The sequence below is a fragment of the Dyella tabacisoli genome, assembly GCF_003350925.1.
Lineage (GTDB): Bacteria > Pseudomonadota > Gammaproteobacteria > Xanthomonadales > Rhodanobacteraceae > Dyella_C > Dyella_C tabacisoli.
This window is the reverse complement of the sequence record NZ_KZ857186.1, coordinates 48,694-71,540: the sequence shown is the minus strand read 5'-3', so window position 1 is coordinate 71,540 and position 22,847 is coordinate 48,694. Positions and strand designations below refer to the sequence as shown.

23 protein-coding genes are annotated in these 22,847 nt (G+C 58.7%); 12 read left to right on the top strand and 11 right to left on the bottom strand.

Translation table 11 applies throughout. From position 1 onward, the window contains the following. Positions 1–17 precede the first annotated feature (17 nt). The 5 genes from DVJ77_RS20505 (at position 18) to DVJ77_RS20480 (ending at position 3,535) form a co-directional block, all read left to right on the top strand. Positions 18–509: a chemotaxis protein CheW gene (locus DVJ77_RS20505; RefSeq protein WP_114847396.1), complete on the top strand. Its 492-nt coding sequence runs from the start codon at positions 18–20 to the stop codon at positions 507–509. Next, a complete protein-coding gene (locus tag DVJ77_RS20500) occupies positions 499–870 on the top strand; it encodes a DUF2802 domain-containing protein (RefSeq protein WP_114847395.1) in 372 nt (123 codons plus the stop codon). The genes DVJ77_RS20505 and DVJ77_RS20500 overlap by 11 nt, the downstream gene beginning before the upstream one ends. Before the next feature lie 521 nt (positions 871–1,391). Continuing rightward, entirely contained in the window at positions 1,392–1,703 is a 312-nt protein-coding gene (locus DVJ77_RS20495) for a hypothetical protein (protein WP_114847394.1), read from the top strand. An 847-nt stretch (positions 1,704–2,550) separates the two neighbouring features. Next, on the top strand, positions 2,551–3,024 hold the full coding sequence (locus tag DVJ77_RS21280; RefSeq protein ID WP_162791624.1) for a hypothetical protein: 474 nt from the start codon (positions 2,551–2,553) through the stop codon (positions 3,022–3,024). Positions 3,025–3,190: 166 nt separating this feature from the next. Further along, on the top strand, positions 3,191–3,535 hold the full coding sequence (locus DVJ77_RS20480) for a ribonuclease E inhibitor RraB (protein ID WP_114847391.1): 345 nt from the start codon (positions 3,191–3,193) through the stop codon (positions 3,533–3,535). Positions 3,536–3,784: 249 nt separating this feature from the next. Here the strand turns inward: DVJ77_RS20480 and DVJ77_RS21575 are convergent, their stop codons facing one another. From DVJ77_RS21575 to DVJ77_RS20435, 10 genes are all read right to left on the bottom strand, one after another. Next, positions 3,785–4,069, bottom strand: coding sequence for a hypothetical protein (locus DVJ77_RS21575; protein ID WP_225428122.1), 285 nt, complete (start codon positions 4,067–4,069; stop codon positions 3,785–3,787). A gap of 288 nt (positions 4,070–4,357) precedes the next feature. Beyond that, positions 4,358–5,824, bottom strand: coding sequence for an asparagine synthase-related protein (locus tag DVJ77_RS20470; RefSeq protein ID WP_225428121.1), 1,467 nt, complete (start codon positions 5,822–5,824; stop codon positions 4,358–4,360). A gap of 214 nt (positions 5,825–6,038) precedes the next feature. Continuing rightward, positions 6,039–6,212, bottom strand: a complete 174-nt coding sequence (locus tag DVJ77_RS21275; protein WP_162791623.1) for a hypothetical protein — start codon at positions 6,210–6,212, stop codon at positions 6,039–6,041. A gap of 181 nt (positions 6,213–6,393) precedes the next feature. After that, the gene (locus tag DVJ77_RS20465) at positions 6,394–6,885 is read right to left on the bottom strand and encodes a PhzA/PhzB family protein (RefSeq protein ID WP_114847388.1); all 492 of its coding nucleotides are present in this window, start codon (positions 6,883–6,885) and stop codon (positions 6,394–6,396) included. 78 nt (positions 6,886–6,963) lie between these two features. After that, positions 6,964–7,818 carry a PhzF family phenazine biosynthesis protein gene (locus tag DVJ77_RS20460; RefSeq protein WP_114847387.1) on the bottom strand — a complete coding sequence of 285 codons (855 nt, stop codon included), beginning with the start codon at positions 7,816–7,818 and terminating at the stop codon, positions 6,964–6,966. A 13-nt stretch (positions 7,819–7,831) separates the two neighbouring features. Next, positions 7,832–8,461 (bottom strand): pyridoxal 5'-phosphate synthase, encoded by a 630-nt coding sequence (locus tag DVJ77_RS20455; protein WP_114847386.1) that lies wholly within the window; start codon positions 8,459–8,461, stop codon positions 7,832–7,834. Between the two features lie 55 nt (positions 8,462–8,516). Further along, a complete protein-coding gene (locus tag DVJ77_RS20450; protein ID WP_114847385.1) occupies positions 8,517–8,855 on the bottom strand; it encodes a hypothetical protein in 339 nt (112 codons plus the stop codon). Beyond that, positions 8,852–10,723 (bottom strand): anthranilate synthase family protein, encoded by a 1,872-nt coding sequence (locus tag DVJ77_RS20445; protein ID WP_114847384.1) that lies wholly within the window; start codon positions 10,721–10,723, stop codon positions 8,852–8,854. The genes DVJ77_RS20450 and DVJ77_RS20445 overlap by 4 nt, the downstream gene beginning before the upstream one ends. Continuing rightward, positions 10,720–11,346 carry an isochorismatase family protein gene (locus tag DVJ77_RS20440; protein ID WP_114847383.1) on the bottom strand — a complete coding sequence of 209 codons (627 nt, stop codon included), beginning with the start codon at positions 11,344–11,346 and terminating at the stop codon, positions 10,720–10,722. The genes DVJ77_RS20445 and DVJ77_RS20440 overlap by 4 nt, the downstream gene beginning before the upstream one ends. A 63-nt stretch (positions 11,347–11,409) precedes the next feature. Continuing rightward, positions 11,410–12,831, bottom strand: a complete 1,422-nt coding sequence (locus tag DVJ77_RS20435; RefSeq protein WP_114847382.1) for a class II 3-deoxy-7-phosphoheptulonate synthase — start codon at positions 12,829–12,831, stop codon at positions 11,410–11,412. A gap of 391 nt (positions 12,832–13,222) precedes the next feature. On the opposite strand from DVJ77_RS20435, the gene DVJ77_RS20430 reads away from it, so the two are divergent. From DVJ77_RS20430 to DVJ77_RS20400, 7 genes are all read left to right on the top strand, one after another. Continuing rightward, on the top strand, positions 13,223–14,248 hold the full coding sequence (locus DVJ77_RS20430) for a methyltransferase (protein WP_114847381.1): 1,026 nt from the start codon (positions 13,223–13,225) through the stop codon (positions 14,246–14,248). A 184-nt stretch (positions 14,249–14,432) separates the two neighbouring features. Then, positions 14,433–14,837: an antibiotic biosynthesis monooxygenase family protein gene (locus DVJ77_RS20425; RefSeq protein ID WP_114847380.1), complete on the top strand. Its 405-nt coding sequence runs from the start codon at positions 14,433–14,435 to the stop codon at positions 14,835–14,837. 238 nt (positions 14,838–15,075) lie between these two features. Further along, on the top strand, positions 15,076–16,359 hold the full coding sequence (locus DVJ77_RS20420; protein ID WP_114847379.1) for an FAD-dependent monooxygenase: 1,284 nt from the start codon (positions 15,076–15,078) through the stop codon (positions 16,357–16,359). A 35-nt stretch (positions 16,360–16,394) separates the two neighbouring features. Further along, positions 16,395–18,020: a flavin-containing monooxygenase gene (locus DVJ77_RS20415; protein ID WP_114847378.1), complete on the top strand. Its 1,626-nt coding sequence runs from the start codon at positions 16,395–16,397 to the stop codon at positions 18,018–18,020. A gap of 820 nt (positions 18,021–18,840) precedes the next feature. Next, positions 18,841–19,563, top strand: coding sequence for a helix-turn-helix transcriptional regulator (locus DVJ77_RS20410; protein WP_162791622.1), 723 nt, complete (start codon positions 18,841–18,843; stop codon positions 19,561–19,563). A 174-nt stretch (positions 19,564–19,737) separates the two neighbouring features. Next, complete coding sequence (locus DVJ77_RS20405) at positions 19,738–19,929, top strand: hypothetical protein (RefSeq protein ID WP_114847376.1); 192 nt, start codon at positions 19,738–19,740, stop codon at positions 19,927–19,929. A 266-nt stretch (positions 19,930–20,195) separates the two neighbouring features. Then, positions 20,196–21,593 (top strand): serine hydrolase domain-containing protein, encoded by a 1,398-nt coding sequence (locus DVJ77_RS20400; protein WP_114847375.1) that lies wholly within the window; start codon positions 20,196–20,198, stop codon positions 21,591–21,593. Here DVJ77_RS20400 and DVJ77_RS20395 read toward each other — a convergent pair. Continuing rightward, entirely contained in the window at positions 21,572–22,501 is a 930-nt protein-coding gene (locus DVJ77_RS20395) for a LysR family transcriptional regulator (protein ID WP_114847374.1), read from the bottom strand. The genes DVJ77_RS20400 and DVJ77_RS20395 overlap by 22 nt on opposite strands. Positions 22,502–22,847 lie beyond the last annotated feature (346 nt).

Genomic DNA, 22,847 nt, shown 5'->3' with positions numbered 1-22,847 from the left:
CGCATCGGAGTCAAGCCATGAACGCGGCTACTGGTAGTGCAATACCTCCCACGCAGTGGCTGGTCTTTCAGTTGGCTGACCAAGCCTATGCGACGCCGTTGACCTATGTCAGCGAAATCATTCGTGATGGCGCACTGACCCCGGTGCCGGGCGCCGCTTATGACGTACTCGGCATTCGCCAGTTGCGCGGGCAGATCGTGCCCGTACTCGACGGTTGCCGCCGCCTGGGTTTGCGGCCGGTTGCCAACGCGGCCGACGCACAAGCGCATATCGTTGTTTTGAGCCAACTCGTGCAAAGCCAGCAAGCCGAGCAGATCGGCTTGCGCGTAGATGCGGTCGATGGGCTTTTGACCGTGAACGAATCGGATATCAGCGCAGCACCCTCCGGCCGCGCGTTACGCGATAGCGATCCGGTGCGTGGTGTCGTCGCGTGGAAGCAGGGGTTTGTCGCACTGCTGGATGTGCACAAACTATGTCGTCTAACAAAAGAGGTTAGTCATGCTGGTTGAGACGGGCTTGGTCGTGTTGATCGTGCTGGTGGTCGCGCAAGCTGTCTGGTTGGCGATCATGTGGCGCCAGTTACGCCAACAGCGCATACAGCTAACGCAACTGCTATTGGCGACGGCCAGCGACGTGCCGACCTCGATGCTGGTGATGGCCCAGGCACGCATCGAGCGGCGACTTGAATCATTACTACAGCAACGCGATGGCTCCTACGCGCAATCCGCGCCGGTCGCCGCTTCCGATAGTTTCGGGCTGGCGCAACAATTGGCCCGCCAAGGCGTCGCCGTGGATGAGCTGATGGCCCGCTGCGGCCTTTCGCGCGGCGAGGCGGAGCTGGTGCGCAGAATGCAGGAAATCGTTGCCTGATTATTTGCCGGTTGGCTGTTTTCTGGTGCAAAACGAAGTTTTGTTGCGAGTGCGGATCCCACCCCAACCCTCCCCTGCAAGTCCCAAAAAGGGACTCCCTTCGGTCGCAGGGAGGGAGCTGACTGAAACGAGCTTTTAGCCCCTCCCCCTGCGTGCAGGGGGAGGGTGGGAGGGGGTGCAACCTTGCCGCGAACTTGACGCTCACCCGTACGCAGCACCCTTGGCACAAATCTACAAGGCGCTAGTTCCGTAGGTTGGGGTGAGCGCAAGCGAACCCCAACATCCGCCACTGAGGCGGCATCGAGACATTCGTGCAAGGTTGCAGATCAGGCCGCGTTGGCCAGCTCGCCAGGTAAGCGTTGAAGCGAAGGTTTTAAACAAGCTCCAGTACATCCCGACACAGTTGCCAGCAGAAATCGGCCTGATTCTGACGCGAGGCTTCGAATCAAGAGAAGCCGCTATTGCCGGTGCCGTAACCTGCATTCGCTAGACTTTCGCTTTCAAGGGAGTTTAGAAACCTTATGATTCATCGCCTGCTTGGTTGCACCGTGGTGCTGGTATGGCTATGGACGGTTTATCACTTATCCCAGGTGATGCCAGGCCTGCATTCGGCCGAATCCTCTGGGGTCTATCGAGCCGGACGTGGTGCTATCTATGTTCTCGGCTTACCACTACTTGCAGCGGCCCTGCTGATCTTTCCTGATTTCTTTGAGGATCGTTTCAGTCCTGTTTCGAGAATGACCGGTGAGGCGCTGCTCAGCGTCGGCGTGTGGCGATTCTTTGGCTATTTCGCACTGCTTGTGAGTTGGGGGTTATGGGAATTATTTAGGTGATTGCGGTGATGGGCTGGTGTCAGTGCCTGGCGCAGGCTGCGTCCTCGACCCACACGGACATTGCACCTAAGAGCGGCACTCGGCATGCTAGCCCCCGCGGAGAAGGCGCATACAGCGTCCACGCAACCAGGGGATAACATGAAGACTTCGAGTGCATGTCGACTCGTTGCGTGGTTTTTGACCCTCGCGGGCGCGGCTCCATGCATGCCTGCACATGCGCAAAGTCCAGCCTGCGAGAGGGAGAAGCTTGACGCACTACATGCGAAGAGGGATCTAGTCGATGCCCGCAGCAAAGGGGCGGAACTACCGGATATTAGTCGTACATACAAAGCTTTTAATGTATGTCTGAAAGAGCATGGGCTAGCGGAGGACCCATCGTTTTCTGTCAGCAACGACAGCGATGATCGAGCGTTACTGATGCGCTACATGGGCGCCATGCAGCAGGTGATTCGAACCAACTGGCTCCATCCCGACAATATCCCGGCATCGACTTGCAGGGTACGTGTCACTCAATTGCCGGGAGGCGACGTGGTTAGTGCCGTCGCTGAATCTAGCTGTCCCTACAATGCCGCCGGCAGACGGTCCGTCGAAAACGCAGTTTTGCGCGCCCAACCTCTTCCATATAAGGGATTCGAGAGCGTGTTCCGACGGACCATAGTATTGACCTTCGATCCGCGGCCATGGCCGTCCAACGAATGACTCTGTCAGATGCTATGTGCCCTCTAGAGTGAGGCTTGTAGCTTGCTAAGCGAGCTAGACGAATTCGAATATCTGTTTCCGACCCCAGGTGGATACCGGCAAGAAGCCAGGGAGCTGCGTCGGTGCGGGATGAAATGAAAGGGGTTTAATGAAACACCAGATTCATATTGGCGGCCGCGCGTTTGTGGTTGATGATCCCAATGGATCGCTGGCGCGTGTTGAAAGCCACGAACTGAAGCAAGAACATGCAGAGAGCGAGCACGTCGAAGTCACTCTGCGCGCTGCCCGAGAACGGCAAGCATCACTTGTTCCCAACACCGTTGATCCTGTCGGAAGCGTCCGTGGCCGCATGATGATCTATGAGGCACTAGCTGACGGGCGATTAGGTGTCTTTGGTTTGCTCGTTTGCTGGGTTGCCATTGGCATCCCGTGCGTGACCATGGGCGCAGCGTGGCTGAGATGGACCTTTCTACACTTCCATGAGGAGGGCGGGTCGCTCTGGCGCTATTTCGCCAAAGTCGTTGCAATGATTGCTGTCGCCGCGATCCCAGGTCTGTTTCTCAATCTTCTCGTTCGCGGAACCTTGGGATACTTTCGTAAGAAAACCAAGCTTTCAAGTTGACTTAACCATTACGACAATGTGTTGCGACCACCGGCTGCATTCGCTTCGGCCGAGCGTACATCGCTGATGGATAGGTACCATTGCCTAACAGCACTACCTCATATCTGGCCTCCCGTCAGGGTGGCTTACCTCTACATCTCATTTCCGTAAAAGAATCAGGAGACCTATGTCTGGCAATCAAGCAGCTTTTCCAAGTGACGAGAATGGCGATGTGCTGCGGCAAATGGCGGAGCAAGGAGATAACCTCTCCCTGCCGCGCGAGATCGATTTCTCAGTCATTTTTCCATCGGAGGATGCGGCGCTGAAGTTCGCAACCGTTCTCCTTCGGAACGGTCAGAAGGTGTCTTTCTCTGAGTACGAAGAGCACGACGAGTTGCCGTGGCAAGTGCAGGCCCACCCCTTCATGATTCCGACGCACGAAAATATCTCTGGCTATGAGGAGCTTCTGGCGGGCGAAGCGGCTCCGTTTGAAGGGCGAAACGACGGGTGGGGATGCGAAGTTCAAGAGTGAGCTGCGAGGGGGCTGATTCTTTAGAGTGTCCAGGTGAGCGGGCAGATGCATTAAAAAATGTCTCTGGCCGTTTAGCTTCTTAAAGTTTGTGGCAAGTGCGGACCCCACCCCAACCCTCCCCTACAAGCAGGGGAGGGAGCTGACTGAAGCGAGCTTTTAGCCCCTCCCCCTACTTGTCCCAAAAAGGGGCCCCCCTTCGGTCGTAGGGGGAGGCTGGGAGGGGGTGCGGCCTTGCCGCGAACTTGACGCTCACCCGCACACGGCGGAGTTTGTTTTGCGTCGCCGCACATCGGCGACCGGGTGTGGAAACTCGTAGGAAAGAAGGCGCAAAAAAAGCGCATCCACCTTGTATAGGACAGGGCGGCGGCTCCATCTAAAAGGAGCTTCAAGATGGCCGCAACCGAAACCAATACATTTGCATCGCGCATTCGTTGCCATTTCTCTGGCGCTGTGCCACTCGCTTACACCAGATGCCGAGGTGGATTTCAACCACCTCTCCAGCGTGTTCGCCGCCATCGCGAACATGATCGACATGGCGCAAAGCGCATCCGACCAGGCACACATGCAGCTACAGAACGAGTGGGTCAGATCCAAATCCAAGCCACTTTAAAATCCGGTTGGGGTGAACGGTAGGTTGGGGTGAGCGCATGCGAACCCCAACGTTGCGCGGTGTTGGGTATCGCGGTGAGTTTCAAAGGCACGCCTGTTGGGTATCACGGCGAATCTCAATGGTGCGCAACGTTGGGCATCACTTCGTTCAGCCCAACCTACGCCGGACGTCGAGGTTGATCCACGGGCACATGGTATGGGTTGCGCGTGTATTCAATTGATCTGCCGCACGCATCGTTCGAGCCAAAGAAATGAAGCGAGTGCCGCCGTTGGCGCCTGCGCTCGCGTAGTGGCTACCGTATTCAACAGCCTTAGGGCAGCCCGCTGGTCGACCAAGCCGAGATCGGCTAAGGCACAATCACGCAACTGCGTGGCAAGGGTTTCTGCCTGCCGTGAAATCAGCTCGGGAAGTACCTGGGCAAAGGTTTCTTTGGTGTAGCCGCGTGGGAATACCTCACTGCCCAGGCGTGCATGCAAGTATTGCCGCATGACCTCCCGGCCTTGCCGATCATCACGGGGGAGTCGGTGGCAGAAGGCCACGAGGCTGGGGTCACTCAACGGGTTCACGGGCCACAGGCCATGCCGCAGCAGATCAGGCCCCCGGCATGCATGCGCCAGTAGCGCCGTCACCGGTACCGGGCTGGTCGGGGCGTCGAAGCTGCGCAGGCTGCGGGCCACGCTCAATGCACGTGGCGTCAGCAGTTGCTCGGCGCAGTGCCGGGCATCATCTCGCCAGCCGGGTTCTTTGCCGTTCTTCTCTTGTGTTTCATCGGCGTAGGCTGGAAACAGCTCGTCTCCGCCGATGCCTGTGAAAAGTACATCGCGCCCTTGGGCAAGCGACGAATCCCATAAGGCTGCGCATGCTTCCAGGTAGTACTCCCAATACAACCCTCTTGCTTGACCGGGCTGCCGCTGCAAGTCGAGGCTTGGGGGAAATGCCGTGATCTCCACGGTCTCGTCAGACAGGTTGAGCCGATTCGCTATCAACTGACGCCGCTGGATCTGCGGTTGGCGAACGTCGCCGTCCAGCAATATCCCCTTACTCGCGATTCGTTGGTGAAACGTCGCCATGGCGCTGGCTACGGTGGCCGAGTCCATGCCGCCGCTCAATTCGACTGATATGCGATCTGCGGCTATCGGTCGAACCGACACGGCTTGATGCAAGAGTTCGCTGAACGCCGTCAAGGCATCACGACCCTGCGGCAATGGCGATGGAATGGTATCTGGCGCCGGTGCGGGGTAGCGGTAACTGGCCTTGCCCGGCTCCACGTAGAACGAGGCACGCTCTGTGAGCAGGTTGACGCCGACGCATAGCTGCCGCGCCGAATAGACCGTATGCAGCGCAAGGCGGTGACTTGCGATTTCGGTATCGATCGCCAGGGGGTGAGCGGCGAAATCCGCGAAATCCCAGGAAAGGGTCACTTCATCGTTGCGGGCGTGGCAATAAACCGGTACGGAGCCGAGCACCCCTGTTCGCACCCTCATGCGGCACCCGGCCTGGGCGACTTCTATCATCAGGTAATCGAGCGGCCACAAAGCGCACTCTTGGTAAAGCCTGCTGAACTGCTCGGTATCGACGTCCCTGCATGCGATGGTTTTGTCAGGTGCCGTCGCGACTCGACGCTCCCTCACCGTCATAAACCACTGGCCTTGTGTGCGCACCAGCAACGCTTCAAGCATCGGGTGCGCATGGGGGGTGATTCGACTCTTTCCCACTGTAATTAAGCCATCCCGCCACTCCGCATGATGCGAAAGGTCGGATAACACGATGTGGGCTTTGAGCATGATCGACCTCTATCCGTGAAAAAGCCGCCTCTTGGCAAAGAGGCGGCTTTGTATCAATCGTGAATACTTTTCAAGATCAGAATTTTCAAGATCGGAAATTCAGGCTCGCTTAGCCCCAATCGCCGCCACGGGAGCCGATGCCGGCGATATCGCCGGGCTCAGAGGCCTTGGGTGCGCGCTTTTCAACGATCGACTGGCTCTGCAACGGACCATCCATCTGAATCCCAAAGGGATTAATCAAATCCATCTTCGAGTCGTGCATAACAACATCTAGCTGTTTCATGAGCACTCCATTGATCGAATAAGCCGCGATATCGCGGCTTATTCAACATATCATGCTTTTTAATGGATGCGTCGATGGTTCGTATCCATGATGGTCAGCCCATTAAAACAAAGGCTTGCGCTTTCACAAGCATTTTATCTTTTATATGGTAATGGCTCGGTTTTTTCTCTGGACACACCGATTAAGCTGGAATGCCTTCGCGCTTAATCGCCGGAATCGGAATGCCGAGCGCGCGCATTTGTTCGTAGGGGTTCATGAACTCCCGGTTCTGTTTGATTTTTCCGTTTTCCAGCAGAAACGAATGGATGAAATGGTTGGAATAGTGGCCGGCCGGATAGCCGGGGAAATGAATTTGCCCTTCGCCGTCGCACTCCACCCAGAACCGATTGGGGTCTTGCGTCTCGAAGATCTGCACGTTCTTCCACTCCCAGTCGGGAAAGCATTTCAGCGACCACGCGCCGTGCGCTTTCAGGCCCTCGTGCCCGCGCGAGACGATCGGCTGAAAGGTGTCGTTGGTCCACAGCCCGCCGCTGCCGTCGGCGGTGAACAGCAGATAGCGTGTCAACCGCCCTTCGCCTTTGCGACTCATATAGTCCTCGACCACGAGCCGATGCTGCCGGCGTAGTTCGACGTCGTCGGTAAAGGTGGATGTCTTGAGTGCGTTCTCAGGCATGATGATTTCCTTGATGAGTGACATGCTCGTTCGGCACGTGTGCCGAATAGAAGGCCAAGTTTGCGTATAGCCGTCTTATCAATCTTTCCAGCGGGTGAGTTCGCCGCGGGCGACGACGGTTGCGGTTCCTGATACATGGATCGGGCCGATCTGCGACAGCGAGCCGGCCACGGCCGCACGCATGACCGAGCGCCGGCCCATTTCGACGCCCTGGCATATTTCTATGCTTTGCCCAAAATCGAGCTGACCATGCCGTATCAGATGCAGTGCGAGCGGGCCGGCGGCCGATCCGGTGGCGGCATCTTCGGCCACGCCATAGGCGGGCGAGAACATGCGCATGCGCCAATGCGAGCCGGCCCCGGCGAAGCAGTTGGCGGCCATGTCGGGCAAGGTCGCGAGGATGCGCAGGTCGGGCTTTACCGCTGACAGGGCATCGATACTGGGCAGGCCGACAAAAACATGTCGTGGCCCGTTGCGATAGACCTCTACCGGCAGCGTGGACGAGGTCAGGCCGAGGCCGTCGAGCAGCACCTGCGCCTGTTCGTAGACCTCCCAGGTGGGGATGGGCTGCTGCATGCTGGCGGTCACTATCTGGCCATCGCCGTCGCGCTGAAACGTGAATGGGACGGTACCCATCGCGGTTTCCAGTTTGATTAGCGAGGCATCCCATTTCTCGCCCAGCACCACCGCGGTGCCGAGCGTGGGGTGGCCGGCAAAGGGCAGTTCGTTGACCGGGGTAAAGATGCGCACATGGAAATCGCCATCGGCACCAGGGGGGAACACGAACGTGGTCTCGGAGAGATTCATTTCCCGCGCGATGCGCTGCATATCCGACGCTGCCAATCCGGCGGCGTTGGTGAATACCGCCACCGGATTGCCTTCGAGCGGCTTATCGGTGAACACGTCGGCGACTACGTATTTGCCAGAGGTCATATCGCTTCCATTTCTATGGTTGGAGCCGGCGGTTGGTCCAGCCCGACTGGGTGGCGTCGTAGCGCAGGCGGCTATGCAGCCGGTCGGGTGCGGCCAGCCAGAATTCGACGATGGACGGACGCAGGCCATAGCCGACCCAGCCTTCGGGCCTGACCAGCGGCGTAGGCGAGCGGGCCAGTTGCTCGGCTTGCGCGCGCAATGCCGGTTCGCTTTCCAGCGGCTCACTTTGGTGAGAGGCCACCGACATGGGGTAAGTGGATGTCGGGCGTTTCGCCCAGAGCGCGTCCGACTCGGCGTTCGAAAGCGGTGCGACAACGCCGGAGACAATCACCTGTTGCTTGGTCTCGCGCCAATACATGACACCCGAGGCCCAGCCGTTGGAGGCAATCTCGCGCCCTTTCTGGCTTTTCACGTGGCTGGTGAAAATCAGATCGTGCTCCCTGATATCGAGCACATGCACCATGCGGTTGGAGGCGCGGCCGTCGGTACCGGTGGTTGCCAGCGCCAGTACGCCGGGTTCTTGCACCTGGCCCTTGACGGCCCGATCGAACCACTCGCGCAGAATCGAAATCGGCTGCTCCGGCGGGATATCGAAAATGGAGTTTTCCATTCGCGGGACTTGCGTGAGGCTGTATTCGCTCATCGTGGTTTTTCCGTACGGGTTTGCACATAGGCGGTAGCTGGCGGCAGATCGCGCATCACGCGCGGTCCTGCTCAAGCGCGTCTCCGGGTAGCCATGCCCCGGCGTGGTGCTCGTCGATAAGCACTTCCACATCGAAGGTGGTCCGAAAGCTCGGCGGGTAACCGATAAGTTCGGCGGCGCGATTGGGCGGTAGTGACTGGCTCATGGCATCGGCCGACTCCCACACCGTTACCGCCCCCCAAAGATTATTGGTGCGGTCGGAGATCCAGAATTTCGAGCGCAAACCGCGCACGGCCTCCCAGGGGGTAACGCCTTCTTCCCTGAGGTAGTCGCGCATCGAATCTATCGTCTGGGTCGATTTATCGAGATTCCACCAGCTAATTGTCGTTTTCATGTCACAAGCACTCGTTTCACGCTGGAAGCAATGATGTCCACCCCGCTGCGGGTCAGCAGGGACTCGGCATGAAATTGGATCGAAGCGAATCCGGGGCCGCGCAACGCATGCACCTCGTTCGACTCGGCGTCGCGGCTGACTTCGACCAGGCTATTGCCGCGCAGGTTGAATTGGCTGCGATCGCACCTGGCGACGTAGGTGTTATAGAAGCCCACCACTTCGCGCGCGCCGAAGAAATCGATCTCTTGCTGCACGCCTTGGTTCGGCGATTTGCGCTGGATCAACTCCAGGCCCAGTTCGAGGCACAGAATCTGGTGACTCAGGCACACCGCGAAGAAAGCTCGTTTCTCGGCCAGTAGATGGGTTAGTGCGCGGCGCAGGCTGGCAATGCGTGGATCGTCCATATTGCGAGGGTCCCCAGGGCCGGGACCCAAGACGGCCAGATCCCAGTGACGCTCGAACAGGGCGGGGTCGTCGAAGCGGCACATGGTTACGTCCAGGCCGATCGCGGTGAGCTGCTGCGCCAGCATGCCGGTGAATGCATCTTCGGCATCGACCATCAGCACCTTGCGTCCTCGCAATGCCGGGTCCAGCCGAATGCGGTCCTCGGCGTCGGACAACCAGAAATCGGCGATGCCGCCGTTGCGCTGTTTCAACGCCGCTTGCACGCCGGGATCGAGCCCGAACTTGGCCTTGCGTCCATAGCCTAGTGCGGCCAGCAAGGCCTTGGCCTTGGCGCGGGTTTCCGCAGCTTCCGATTCGGGGTCTGAGTGCCGCACGATGGTGGCGCCGACGCCGATGCGCATGCGCCCATGGGCGTTGATGTCGGCGGTGCGGATCAGGATCGCCGAATCGAGCATGAACTGGCCGGCGGGGTCGCGCCCGATCAAGGCGGCGACGCCGCCGTAGTAGCCACGGCCTTCGGGCTCATGTCGGGCGATGATTCTGCAGGCGTTCTCAATCGGGCTGCCGGTGACCGTCGGCGCCAGCAACGTGTCGCGGAGAATTTTGCGTGGATCGCTCGATGTCCGCCCCTCGATGAAGTACTCGGTATGCGCGAGCCGGGACATTTCTTTCAAATAGGGGCCAATCACTTTGCCGCCCTGCGGGCAGAACGGCGCCATCATTTTCAGCTCTTCATCGACCACCATGTACAGCTCGTCTTTTTCTTTCGCGTCGGAAAGAAAACCCATGACGCCGGAAAGGGTGGGGCCCGACGCCGGGTATCGGTAGGTGCCGCTGATGGGGTTCATGGTCGCCACGCCATCACGCAGGGTCACTTGCCGCTCCGGGCTGGCGCCGATAAAAGTGCGCTCCCCGGTATGCACGATAAAGGTCCAATAGGCGCCTACTTCGTCTTGCACCAGGCGACGAAACGCGGCCAGCGCGACGCGTAGGGAGTAGGCCGTGATATCGGCATAAAAGGTGCGCTTGATAACGAAGTTGGAGCCTTCGCCACGGCCGATTTCCTCGGCGATGATCCGACGCACTTTGGCGCCGTAGGCTTCGTCATCGACATCGAACTCCCCGCCAGAAAACTCGATCGAGGCATCGGGGATCGCCTGCAGCGCTTCTTCGATAGCTATGCGCTGTTGCTTGCGGATCGTCATGACCTGCAGGCGTTCGTCATCGTCGATGCAGGCGAAGCCGCGCTCGTGCAGTTGCGCGTAGGGCACCAGCACCAGCACATCTTCGCCAACGACAGCGGCGTCAGAAAGGGGGATGGCGTCCAGCGTGTCGAACTGAGACATGTCGCCGGTGAAGACGTCGAGCATGTCTTCGGCACCGGACTGCGGGCGAAACAGCAGGGCAAATGCTCCCTTGCCGGCCTCGCCATCGACAATGTCATGCAACAGGGAAGCGTTCATGCCGCGATCTCCTTGGTGGTTACGACGACGGCACAGCAACGCGCCGCGTACTCCAGTGCCATGAGGTGCCGATCCAGCGAAAAGTCGGCGACGGCATCGGCCACGACAAAGGTTTCGATGTCATTGGAGAAAGCCTCGACCGCCGTCATCAAGACGCCGATATGGGCATAGACGCCAGAGATGATGAGCTGATCGCGCCCGGCATCGCGCATGCGCTTGAGCAGGTCGGAATTCCAGAACGCGCTATAGCGCCATTTTGTCAGCGACCAATCATTTTTATGGGGCGCCAGCTCGTCCACGACGTTTCGGTCGGCTGGGTCTACCTGCATGCCGCTTCCCCAGAAATCTTTCAGCAGGCCGCGCTGAGCCGTGGTCATGCCGCCCGGCTGCGCGGTGAAGGCCACGGGGATGCCGAGCGAGATACAACGCTCGCGGATGGCGGCGGCATTTCTCACCAGGACAGCGCCGAGGCCCTCGGTGGGGATCTGGCGAACAAAGTAGCGCTGCATGTCGTGCAGAAGCAGCACCGCCCGATGCGGTTCGATCTTCCAGCCCGCTATGTTGGCCGGCAGTTGTGCGGAGGTCGGCATGGCGTAAGGCTGGATTTTGGGAATTCCCGTCATAGTTGATTCCATGGTCGTGGGTTTATTGCTCCATCGCGGCGGGCACCGCTGTTCGCTTTCAACTCAAAGTGAACCGCCCATCGTGTGCATGCTTTTAACCGTCGAGCGGATGTCCGAAGGCGCCGCTCGGCCGGCCGAGACAATCAGCATGGAAAGCTCCATCGACTGCTCGTAGTTGAGGCGTGGGTCGACCGCTGTTTTGTAGGCTCTGGCGAGGTCGGCTTCGGCCAGGTCGCGCGCACCTCCCAGGCATTCGGTCACGTCCTCGCCGGTCAGTTCCAGATGCACGCCGCCCAGGCGCGTGCCTTCGGCGGCATGGATGTTGAAAGCCAGATCCAACTCGTCGCGGATGTTGTCGAAGCGCCGGGTCTTGTAGCCGTTTCCGGTGCTTTCGGTGTTGCCGTGCATGGGGTCGGCTACCCACAGCACGCGCCGCCCGGCATGCCGCACCGCACGCAGCAGCGGTGGCAGCGCGTCGGCGATATTGTTCTTGCCCATGCGGGTAATCAGCGTCAGCCGGCCCGGCTCCTCGTAGGGATTGAGTACGTCGATCAGGCGCAGCAAATCGTCGGGCTTTGTCGTGGGGCCGACCTTCACCGCGATGGGGTTGGCGATGCCGCGGAAAAATTCGACATGCGCACCGTCGAGCGCACTGGTACGCATGCCGATCCAGGGGAGGTGCGTGGACAGGTTGTACCAGCCGCGCCGGTACGGTACGCGACGGACAAAGGCCTCCTCATAGTGCAGCAGAAGCGCCTCGTGCGATGTGTAGAAGCCGGCGTCTACATGGCCATCGCCGAACTGGCCGCCCAAGGTCTTCATCAGGCGTAGCGAATCGGCGATTTCTCCGACGACGCGTCGATACTCTACCGCGCGCGGAGAATGTTCGATCCAGTCCAGCTTCCAGTGCTCGGGATGGCGCAGATCGCCGAAGCCGCTGTCGACCAGGGCGCGGGTGAAATTCAAAGTCAGCGCCGAGTGTGCATACGCGTCGAACAAGCGTTCTGGATCGATGCGACGGGAGGCTTCGTCGAACTCGGGTCCGTTGACAATATCGCCGCGAAAGCTAGGCAGAGACTGGCCGTCGCGTATCTCCAGATCGTTAGAGCGCGGCTTTGCGTACTGCCCCGCGAACCTGCCCACGCGGATCACAGGTTGCTTCAGCCCATGCGCCAAGACCAGGCTCATCTGCAACAGCACTTTGAGGCGATTGACGATGATGTCGCTGGTGCAGTCGACAAAGCTCTCCGCGCAATCCCCGCCATGCAAAAGGAAACGCCGTCCTTCCTGTGCTTCGGCCAGCGCTCTCTTCAGCTCTTGTGCTTCCCAGGAGGTAACCAGCGGCGGCAGCCGGGCCAGCTTGTCGGTGGCCTGCGTCAGTGCCGCGTGATTCTCGTACTGGGGCTGCTGCTGCGCAGGACGATGGCGCCAGCTTTGCGGCGACCAGTCTTCCTCGTTACTGACCACGGTCAACAATCGGGACATGGGGATCATCTCGCCAGTTAAGTTTCGGTTGCTATGACGCGACCAATCCGTATCGATCGCGTTTTGCGAGCTGCTGTATCTGGGCGATGCACAGAGCGGCGCGGATTCTGAATGCGCCGTACGGAGTGTCTGCCTCGTCCACCAGCGGTTGTCCGTGCCGGTTGTGAATACTCAATTCACCGTCTGCCGAATGGGCTCTTGCCTAGTGGGGGCGCATGACCTTCTGTGGGCGATGGACTCAAATTATCAGATGGCAAATAGACGTTTAACCGTAGAAACCACGTAACCGAAATAAGCGTTATCCGTGTAATTTTCGATGGGTGAGCGGCGAGACATTTTCTTCACCATTCACCATCCATCCTATTCAAATATCACTTTCCAGGAGATGCATATGACTCAGAATATTCCGAGGGTATCCATTCCGCCGCACGTGTCCCTCCTTCAAATGATTACCGGTTATTGGGTGACGCAGGCGCTGTATGTCGCCGCAAAATTAGGCGTGGCCGACCTGCTCGATAACGGGCCGCGCTCCCTCGATGAGCTGGCCGCGGCGACGCACACCGATGCCACCTTGCTACAGCGTTTGCTGCGAGCGCTGGCAAGCGTCGGCGTCTTCACCGAGGCGCAACCTGGAAGCTATGCGCTTACCCCGCTGGCGGCACTGTTGCGCAGCGATACGCCCGATTCCATGCGGCCGCAGGCGATCATGCACGGCGAAGAGCAGTACAGCGCCTGGGGCGATTTTCTGCATAACGTAAAGACCGGCGGGACGGCTTTCGAGAAGCAGTTTGGTATGAGCTACTTCGGTTACCTTGCGCAACATCCCGAGGCCGATCGCGTGTTCAACCAGGCGCAGGTTGGCTATAGCAAGGAGGTTGTCGGCGCCGTGGTAGCCGCCTATGACTTTTCGCCTTTCAACACGATCGTCGATGTGGGCGCGGGCTATGGCGCGCTGCTCACCGCCATTTTGCGCGGCCAGCCGAACGCACGCGGAATCTTGTTCGATCAGCCTCACGTGGCCGACGCCGCGAAAGAGCCATTAGCCCTCGCCGGGGTGGCAGAGCGCTGCAGTACGGTCGGTGGCGATTTCTTCGTCAAGGTTCCTGCAGGTGGCGATGCGTATGTGCTTTCCCTGTTGCTGCACGATTGGGACGACGAGCGCAGTGTGACTATTCTGCGACACTGCCGCGAGGCGATGCCCGCGCACGCGAAATTGTTGATCGTCGAACTCGTGTTGCTGCCGGGGGAGGAGCCATTCTTCGGCAAATGGCTGGATCTGCACATGCTCGTACTGTTGGGTGCGCGTGAACGGACGGTCAGTGAATTCGAGGCACTCTTTCATGCCTCTGGATTCGAGCTGTCGCGCATTGTCCCGACCAGCAGCGGCCTAAGCGTGGTGGAGGCAGTGCCGGTCTGAAATCGGTGATGGGGCTGTTAGCGATGCAGTGACCTTTCGGCGCGGGCATGGAATATGCCTGCGCCGAATGGCTTGGTGCATCGGAATGATTTTTGCTTTTACGTAATGCATGGTTTTCTGCAAAGACCGCCGATCTATCGTAGAAAATACAGATGTGCCGATGATTGCTCCGCAATAACTTTGCATGGAACGGCATCGTAAGCGGGTCTGGCGTGCCGTGAACCTGTTGTATGACATTTACGATCACGTAGGAGTATTCATCGTGCCAAAGAAGGAAGCAGTCATTCGCGCCGACGACACAGTGACTTTCATTAATGTTTTTGATGTTGAACCATCGAAACAGCAGGAGCTGATTAATGTCCTGAATGAAGGTGTCGAAAAAGTAATACGCAAGCGTCCGGGTTTTATTTCGGTGAGCATCCTCGCCAGCAAAGACGGCACCCGAGTCGTCAATTATGCTCAATGGCGCAGCTTGGACGATATCAAGGCAACGCGTGAGGACCCTTCCGCCGCGCCTTATGCACAAAAGAGCGCCGAACTGGCGAAAGCGACGCCGCACGTTTATTCGGTGGCCTCGATCCATAGCTGACGTTTGCTGCGGCCTGGCGACGGATCCAATGTTCCGGCAAGCGATGCCTCTGCTGCTTAAGTAGTGGCGGCATTGCTTTTCGCTTGCGAACCCTGCGAGGCCAGCGTCGCGCAAACCCGGTACTTCGCAAACACAGCATGAAGCGGATGAAGGGTCCCGCGGCAGTCAAGCGAGGGCTCTCGCCCGTCATCGGTTCGACCATCGTTGCGCAACCTGCATTGGGAGCTTAACCGTCGCTATGAGCACCGTTACTCATGCTGATGTCGTGATCGCCGGCGCAGGCATCGGAGGCCTGACTGCCGCATTGGCCTTGCACGCGCAGGGGGTCAAGAAAATTCTGGTGCTGGAGGCCGCGAGCGAAATCCGTCAGCTCGGGGTGGGTATCAATATTCAGCCGCCTGCCATTGCAGAGCTGACCGCATTAGGGCTGGGTGGTGCGCTAGCCGCTATCGGTATCGCTACCCGTGAGCTGCGTTATCTCGATCACGCCGGAAAAACACTTTGGACTGAGCCGAGAGGCATCGCTGCCGGTAATAAGTTTCCGCAGTATTCGATTCATCGCGGCAAACTGCAGATGCTTTTGTTCGATACCGTGCGCGAGCGGCTCGGCGTCGACGCGGTTCGCACCGGCATCCGCCTGCATACCTTTGAAGAGATGCGCGACGGCATCCGCGTCTACGCGCACGACCGGGTGGCCGACGCGACGGTTACCTTCGATGCCGGCGCATTGATCGGCGCCGATGGCATGCATTCGGCGGTGCTCTCGCAACTCCATCCCGAGCGGACTCAGTTGTCGGCGGCGAAAGTACGGATGTGGCGCGGCGTGACCGAGACGGGCGCTTTCCTCGATGGGCGCACGATGATTGTGGCGAACGACGAACACTCGTCCCGGCTGGTTGCCTATCCGATTTCGCCCAGTCATACCAAAGAAGGGCGCGCGCTGGTCAATTGGGTTTGCCTGGTTCCCGATGCCACCCATGGTTTGCCGGTCGACACCGACTGGAACTATACGGGGCGGCTGGAGGATGTGTTGCCGCATTATGCGAACTGGGATTTCGGCTGGCTCGACGTCGCCGATCTGCTTATGCGCAGCAACTTGATTCTGCAATATCCGATGGTCGATCGCGATCCGCTGGGCAGTTGGGGGACGGGCAGGGTGACCCTGCTCGGCGATGCGGCCCACCTGATGTATCCCGTTGGCGCCCACGGTGGCTCGCAAGCCATTGTCGACGCGATCACTCTCGCCGCCGAGCTTGGTCGGGCCGAGCTGACCCAGGCCGATGACACGGCAGCCGCGCTGCGCCGCTACGAAAACGTCAGGCGCCCGGCGACCAGCGAGGTTATCCACGCCAACCGCAACAGAGATAGCGCCGAGCGAGCTGTGGCCAAACGCACCGACCCCGACAAAACCGCTGCTTTCGAGGCGATCACGAGCACCTATAGCACCATCGTTGAACGCCCGAGCGCATCGGGTGAACAGGTGGTTTCCAGAAACTACTCCAACACCGCGTCTGCCGATTGACCAGGCGCGGAGAAGGAGCATCAAGGAGTCAAGCTGTGGCCACTAATATAAAGACCGACTTCGACGCCATCGTTATCGGCACCGGGATCGCCGGTATCTATATGTTGCACAAGCTGCGCAATGAGCTTGGTTTGAAAGTGCGGGCCTTCGATAAGGCCGGTGGCGTCGGCGGCACCTGGTATTGGAATCAGTATCCGGGCGCCAGGTCGGACACCGAGAGCTTTTTCTATCGGTACTCGTTCGACAAGGAAACATTCGACGGCTGGGACTGGCGCAACCGCTACGCCCATCAGCCCGAGATGCGTGCTTATCTGAATGCCATTGTCGAGCGGCACCATCTTGGTGGGGATATTCAGCTCAATACCGGCATTCATTCGGTGGTATTCGACGATGCTCGCCATATTTGGACCCTGACCACGGATAAAGGCGAGGTATTCACCGCGCGCTACGTGGTCAGCGCGGTGGGTGTGCTGTCGAAGACCAACTACCCGGAGATCAAGGGGCGGGAGACATTTCGCGGCGAGCTGGTACACACCAGCGGCTGGCCCGCGGATCTCAAGCTGGAGGGCAAGCGCGTAGGCATCATCGGTACCGGGTCCACTGGCGTCCAGTTCATCTGCGCGGCGGCGAAAACGGTCAAGCAATTGACGGTATTCCAACGCTCGGCGCAGTACTGCGTCCCGGCCGGGCCGGATAGGGTCAGCGATGAGTATGTGGCCGACTACAAGGCTAATTACGAGCAGATCTGGGACAAGCTGCGAACCACGCGCATCGGTTGCGGTTTCGATGAGGGCGCCGTCTCTGCGATGAGCGTATCGGCTGAAGAGCGCCAGCGCGTGTTTCAGGAGCACTGGGATATCGGCAACGGCTTCCGCTTTATGTTCGGCACCTTCTCCGACATCGCGGTGGACCCGGCCGCCAATGATGCTGCCGCCGATTTCATCCGCGCCAAGATCAAAGAGATCGTGAAAGATACCGAGACCGCGCGAAAGCTGACGCCGACGGATCTCTACGCCAAGCGCCCGGTGTGCATCAACGGCTATTACGAGACCTACAACCGCGATAACGTGACCCTGGTCAGCCTGAAGGAGAATCCGATCAAGGAGATGACGCCGAACGGGGTGATTACCGAGGACGGTGTCGAGCACGAGTTGGATGTCCTGGTATGCGCCACCGGATTCGAATGTGTCGAGGGCAGCTATGGACAGATGGACATTCGCGGCCGGCGTGGCGAGAGTTTGCAGCAGCACTGGAAGGATGAGCCGAGCAGTTACCTGGGCATCGCCACCTCCGGGTTTCCGAACTTGCTGATGATCCTCGGTCCCAACAGCGTCTTCAGCAACTTGGCGGCGGGCATCGAGACTCAGGTCGAATGGGTTGCCGAGATGATCGGGGCGGCCGAGAGCGGGTCCAAGTCTTTGATCGAGGCCACTCGGAGTGCCGAGGACGAATGGACTGCCACCTGCAAGGAAATTGCCAATTACACGCTTTTCCCGCAGGTCAAATCCTGGATCTTTGGCGCGAACATCCCCGGCAAGAGCAATAGGGTGCTGTTCTACTTTGGCGGGCTCGGTGCGTATCGCCAAAGGCTGCGCGAAATAGCCGACGCCGACTATGACGGTTTTGTTATGGACAGCAAACCTTCGTCGATGGTTGCTTAAGTGCTGCAATGATGGCGCCCGGCATCGGCCGGGCGTCATCCATGCCTTATATAACTTGATCGCTATCGCTTGGGTCGCCCGATTCGTCGGGTCGGCCCTTTCGTGCGTTCTGGCGGTCGCCGGAATGCAGTCCGGCCGTCAGCGGCATGGCAAGGGTAATGATTAATAATTTAATCTGCTTATCTGCGGTTAATTATTTTATATAACTTAACGGGTGTTTGCGGATGGACGTTTTGTTCACGGCCTTTTCATGCGATCGTCAAACGAATGGTATGAACGATGACGAATTAACCAAAATTTGGTAATTGCTTGGCATGTGCGACACATTTTTTATAACTTTGCCCTGATAAGCTGCGCTCGCTTATGCAGTTGTCTGCACTGGTGCAAGGTAATGGGTATTTGTAAATAGATCGTTTGCTGTTAACGCTTCACTTTGGCGTCACGCTGCTTTCGATCTTATTGCGGGCATCAGGCAAGCGTTGCTTGCGAGCACGGTTTATTTAAAGCGTGCCTGCGTATCGACAGCGTCCCCATGTGCGATACGGCCGTGAATGGTTCAGGCGTTCAGCTCGGGCAATGTGGCCTGGTAAGTCATCTGCGCGCCCCTTTAAGAGGTGCTGCAAAGTCCGGCTGATGGTCTTGTTCGCGCAATATAAATAATGATGAATAAGCCTTCTTCATCGATATGTCAGTTTGATTTTCACCTATATGAATGAACGTGTTAAAGGCGGGTTTTTACGGATCAATTCGATGGAAGGAGTCAGGCACGTTCCGTCACATAAATTTGACGATTACTATGACTTTGCAAAGGGTGTTAAAGATGACAGTACCTATCAGTTCAGCGCTTTCATCCATGATCGATCAAATGCCTGGCGCATGCGCATGTAAAGACCAAAATTCCAAATTTTTGTACGCCAATGCCGAATTCAAAGAGCTGGTCGGCATTGATGCCGATAAATCGGTCGAGGGCCTTACGGATTTTGACCTTCCGGGCGAAATCGCTTCGCACGGAAAAGTATTTCGCGATCAGGACAAATATGTCATGGAGAGGCAGATTTCCATAAGGACGCTGAACGTGCATCGCGTCAAGTACGCGAAGTGGAGAGCTTTTCTGGTGGTTAAAAAGCCGTTCTTCGATGAGGGCACCAATATCCGGGGCGTCCTTTTTCATGGCACGGATATTACGGCGATCAATGCGGGCGCGCTCAGATCCTACTTCAGCAACATGCGGCCGACGCATGGATCAAGCAACAAGATCTCCGAAGGAAGCTTTGTCATCGACAGCGCCGGGTCTCATGTCGATATGACGCGTCGTGAGTATGAGGTTTTGTTCTTCTTGCTACGAGGTGGGACAGCGAAACGCATAGCGGATTTCTTGTCTATTTCATCGCGCACCGTCGAACAGTACATCAACGTATTAAAGGATAAATTTGATGTGTTTACGAAGCCCGATCTTATAGAGAAGGCCATGCACATGGGCTATTTCTATGTGATACCCGACTCGCTTTTCATGAAGAGCTTTTCAAAAATGATCGATTCATGATCCGAGGACTGTCGGCGATTGAGAGTACGATCGCCGCAGAGGGGTATCCGTGGGAGGAGGGAACGTATGATGCGTCACGTCACGTTATCTGTATGCCTGGCAGTCACCGCGATGTTGGGGGCGGCGGGTACTGCTCGCGCCAACGTGTAGCCTTGCTCGTTTTGCGAGGCCGGCGTGCAGGCTTGTGTCGCCGATGGCGACAGCCTGGCCAATTGCCGGGCTGCCTATGCCAGTTGCTTCCGTATATGTACCAATGAAGTGCGAAATGAGGGTGCGGAGTTGGCGCTGACTCCAGCGCCGGTGCGGCCGATTCATCCAGCCATTTCGCGTGAGGCGCGCCTGACGGCGGTACTCAAGGCGCCATAAGACTGCGTAGTGATTTCAAGAAAGCCTCGCTCAGCCGGGGCTTTTTTTGCGCTTGCTCCTCCCCCTGCGGGCAGGGGAGGGGGCCTAGTGACGTGAGCTTGTGCGTGCGTGGTTTTGCCCCTCCCCCTGCTTGTAGGGGGAGGTTGGGAGGGGGTACGCCCTGCGGCAGATGTCATCTCTCCCTGTAAGTAGGAACATAGCGGATCACATCGGCACTGCTACCAGACGCCAACGTGACCGAACCAACTCGCAGGGGGAGCATCAGCATGGTTTCTCGCACTATCAAGATAGTCAGCGCCGCCGTGTTGGCGTTGGCCGTTGCCGGCAGCGGTTTTATAGCGGTATCGGGCAAGGATCTTTTTCATGTCGCCACCCATTCGGTGAGTCGCTCGCTTTGCGCGGCGGCATTCGTTTCGCAGGTTGACCCGGACCGGATGTTCAAGGACGAGCAACTGCCCAATATGCGCAGCATCGGATGGGCCGTGCACTATCAGGTGGACCGCGAGAAGCGCGAGGTGCGCACCACGGTGCTGGGCGCTTTCGCCGCACGCGCCGTCTATCGAGAGGGTATGGGCTGTGTGCTTGTGCATGACGGTGACCCGGTACCTGAGCTTGCAGGTTTCAAGGACGCTCCCATACCGGGTGCGTTCCCTGAGTCGGGTGTGGTGGAGCCCGCCGATCCGGCATTGCGCCAGGCCCTTGATCTCGCTTTTGCCGAACCGGACCCGGCGACCCGGCGACTGACCAAGGCCGTTGTCGTTTTGCACGATGGCAAACTTATCGCGGAGCGCTACGCCCCTGGCTATGGGCCGGAAACGCCGATCTGGGGTCATTCGCTGTCGAAGTCGATCACCAGTGCCTTGATCGGCATCCTGGTGCAGCAGGGCAAATTGCGCTTGGATCAGCCGGCACCGATCGCGGCGTGGGCCGCGCCGGGCGATCCGCGTCACGCCATTACCATCGATCAACTGTTGCGGATGGATAGCGGGCTACCTTTCGATGAGACCGATGGGCCGGTCAATCCGATGACGCGCATGTTTTTCCTTGAGGGCGACATGGCCGGTTATGCGGTGAAGATGCCGCTCGCCCATCCGCCAGGTACCGTTTGGGCTTATAGCAACCTTGGCTATGTGCTGCTTTCCCGCATCGCCATGAACACGGCTGGTAGCGATGGTGCCGTTGCTGCCGAACGCTTCGTACGCAGCGAGCTGTTCGCACCGCTGGGCATGCGCAATGCCGTCATCGAAACCGACGCCGTCGGCACGCCGGTCGGCTCAAGCCATGTCTATGCATCGGCACGCGATTTTGCCCGCTTCGGCCAGCTCTATCTTGACGATGGTGTCGTCAACGGACGACGCATTCTTCCCGAAGGGTGGGTGGACTACAGTCACTCGCAGACACTCAAGACCGGCTACGGTGCAGGCTTCTGGACCAATCGGGTGAGCGACAGCAAGGTGCCGGTATGGGACGCGCCCTGGGGTATCCCACAATTACCTAAGGACATGTTCTACGCCCGCGGCGCACTCGGCCAATACATCATCATCGTGCCGTCCGAGCGACTGGTGGTCGTGCGCCTTGGCATCAGCCTCGACTATGGCACGGCTATCGGCGATGTCGCCGCGCAAATCATCGCGGCACTGCATCACCCATCGGCACCGTCGTGACTCTTTGCTCCCTGCACATGCGCGCGCAAGGCATCGATGAAAACCTTGACCTTGAGCGCGCGTTGCGTCGACGCCGGGAATACCGCGTAGATACCGCCTACCGGCAGCTTCCATTGCGGCAGCACGCGGATCAGCCTGCCGGCTTCGATGTCCTGGCTCACGGCGAAATCAGTCATCACGCCAAACCCGGCGCCGGCCAGTACCACTTGGCGCAGCGCAACGACCGAGTCGGCGGTGAACATCGGGTCGAAGCGAACGTCCTCGGTTTCTCCCTGCGGCCCAGCGAAGGTCCAATGAACCGGTTTGTCGAGTACCGAGAACGCGGCCATCGGGCGTCCCGACAAATCTCGCGGGCGCTGCGGCACGCCGCCGGCGCGCAATAACGCCGGGCTGGCTACCAGCCACAGCGCAAAGCTGCCCAACTTGACCGCCTGATGGCTGGAATCAGCCAGCCAACCGAGGCGGATGCCCACATCGACCCGTTCGGCGACCAGGTCCAGTACGCGGTCCGCGGTGACCAGATCGATGCGCAGCGATGGATGCAACTGAGTCAATGCGGCAGCCACTGGTGCTATCACCGCCCCGGCATAGTCCATCGGTGCGGTGATGCGCAGGGTGCCGGTGGCTTCGCCGCCATGACAACGTGCGGATTCGATAGCAGCCTCGGCTTGCTCGACGATCGAGCGACTCGCCTCAAAGAACGCTTTGCCCGCTTCGGTCAGATTCAAGCTGCGAGTCGTGCGCACCAGCAACGTGGCGCGAAGCTCGGTCTCAAGCTTTTGGATATGCGCCGTGACCAACGCCTTGGCAACGCCAAGCCGTCGCGCGGCTCCGGCCAGGGTCCCCGCTTCGACCACGGCGACAAACACCACCAGCCGATTGAGGTTGATATCGCCGACTTCTTTCATCTCATCGTTCGCTTATGGTGATGTCTGTATCCAGCGCCGGCATCTTACGGCCATTGCGCATACTCACCACCATCCCAACACCTCAATTTGCGCGGTCGGTAGGTTGGGCTGAACGAAGTGATGCCCAACGTTGCGCAACGTTGAGGCTCGCCCTGATACCCAACATGGCACAACGTTGAGGTTGCGTGCGCTCACTCCAACCTACGATCCGTGGCGTCCACTAACAGGCAAGCCTGCTTGTCATGATCTCGCTATGGTGAGTCACATCGGCTGATGGACTTACGTCTCTGGTATAAAGTCGCTCATCAGTGGGTTTGCGGTACTCGCTAGCAGACGACAATCAAAC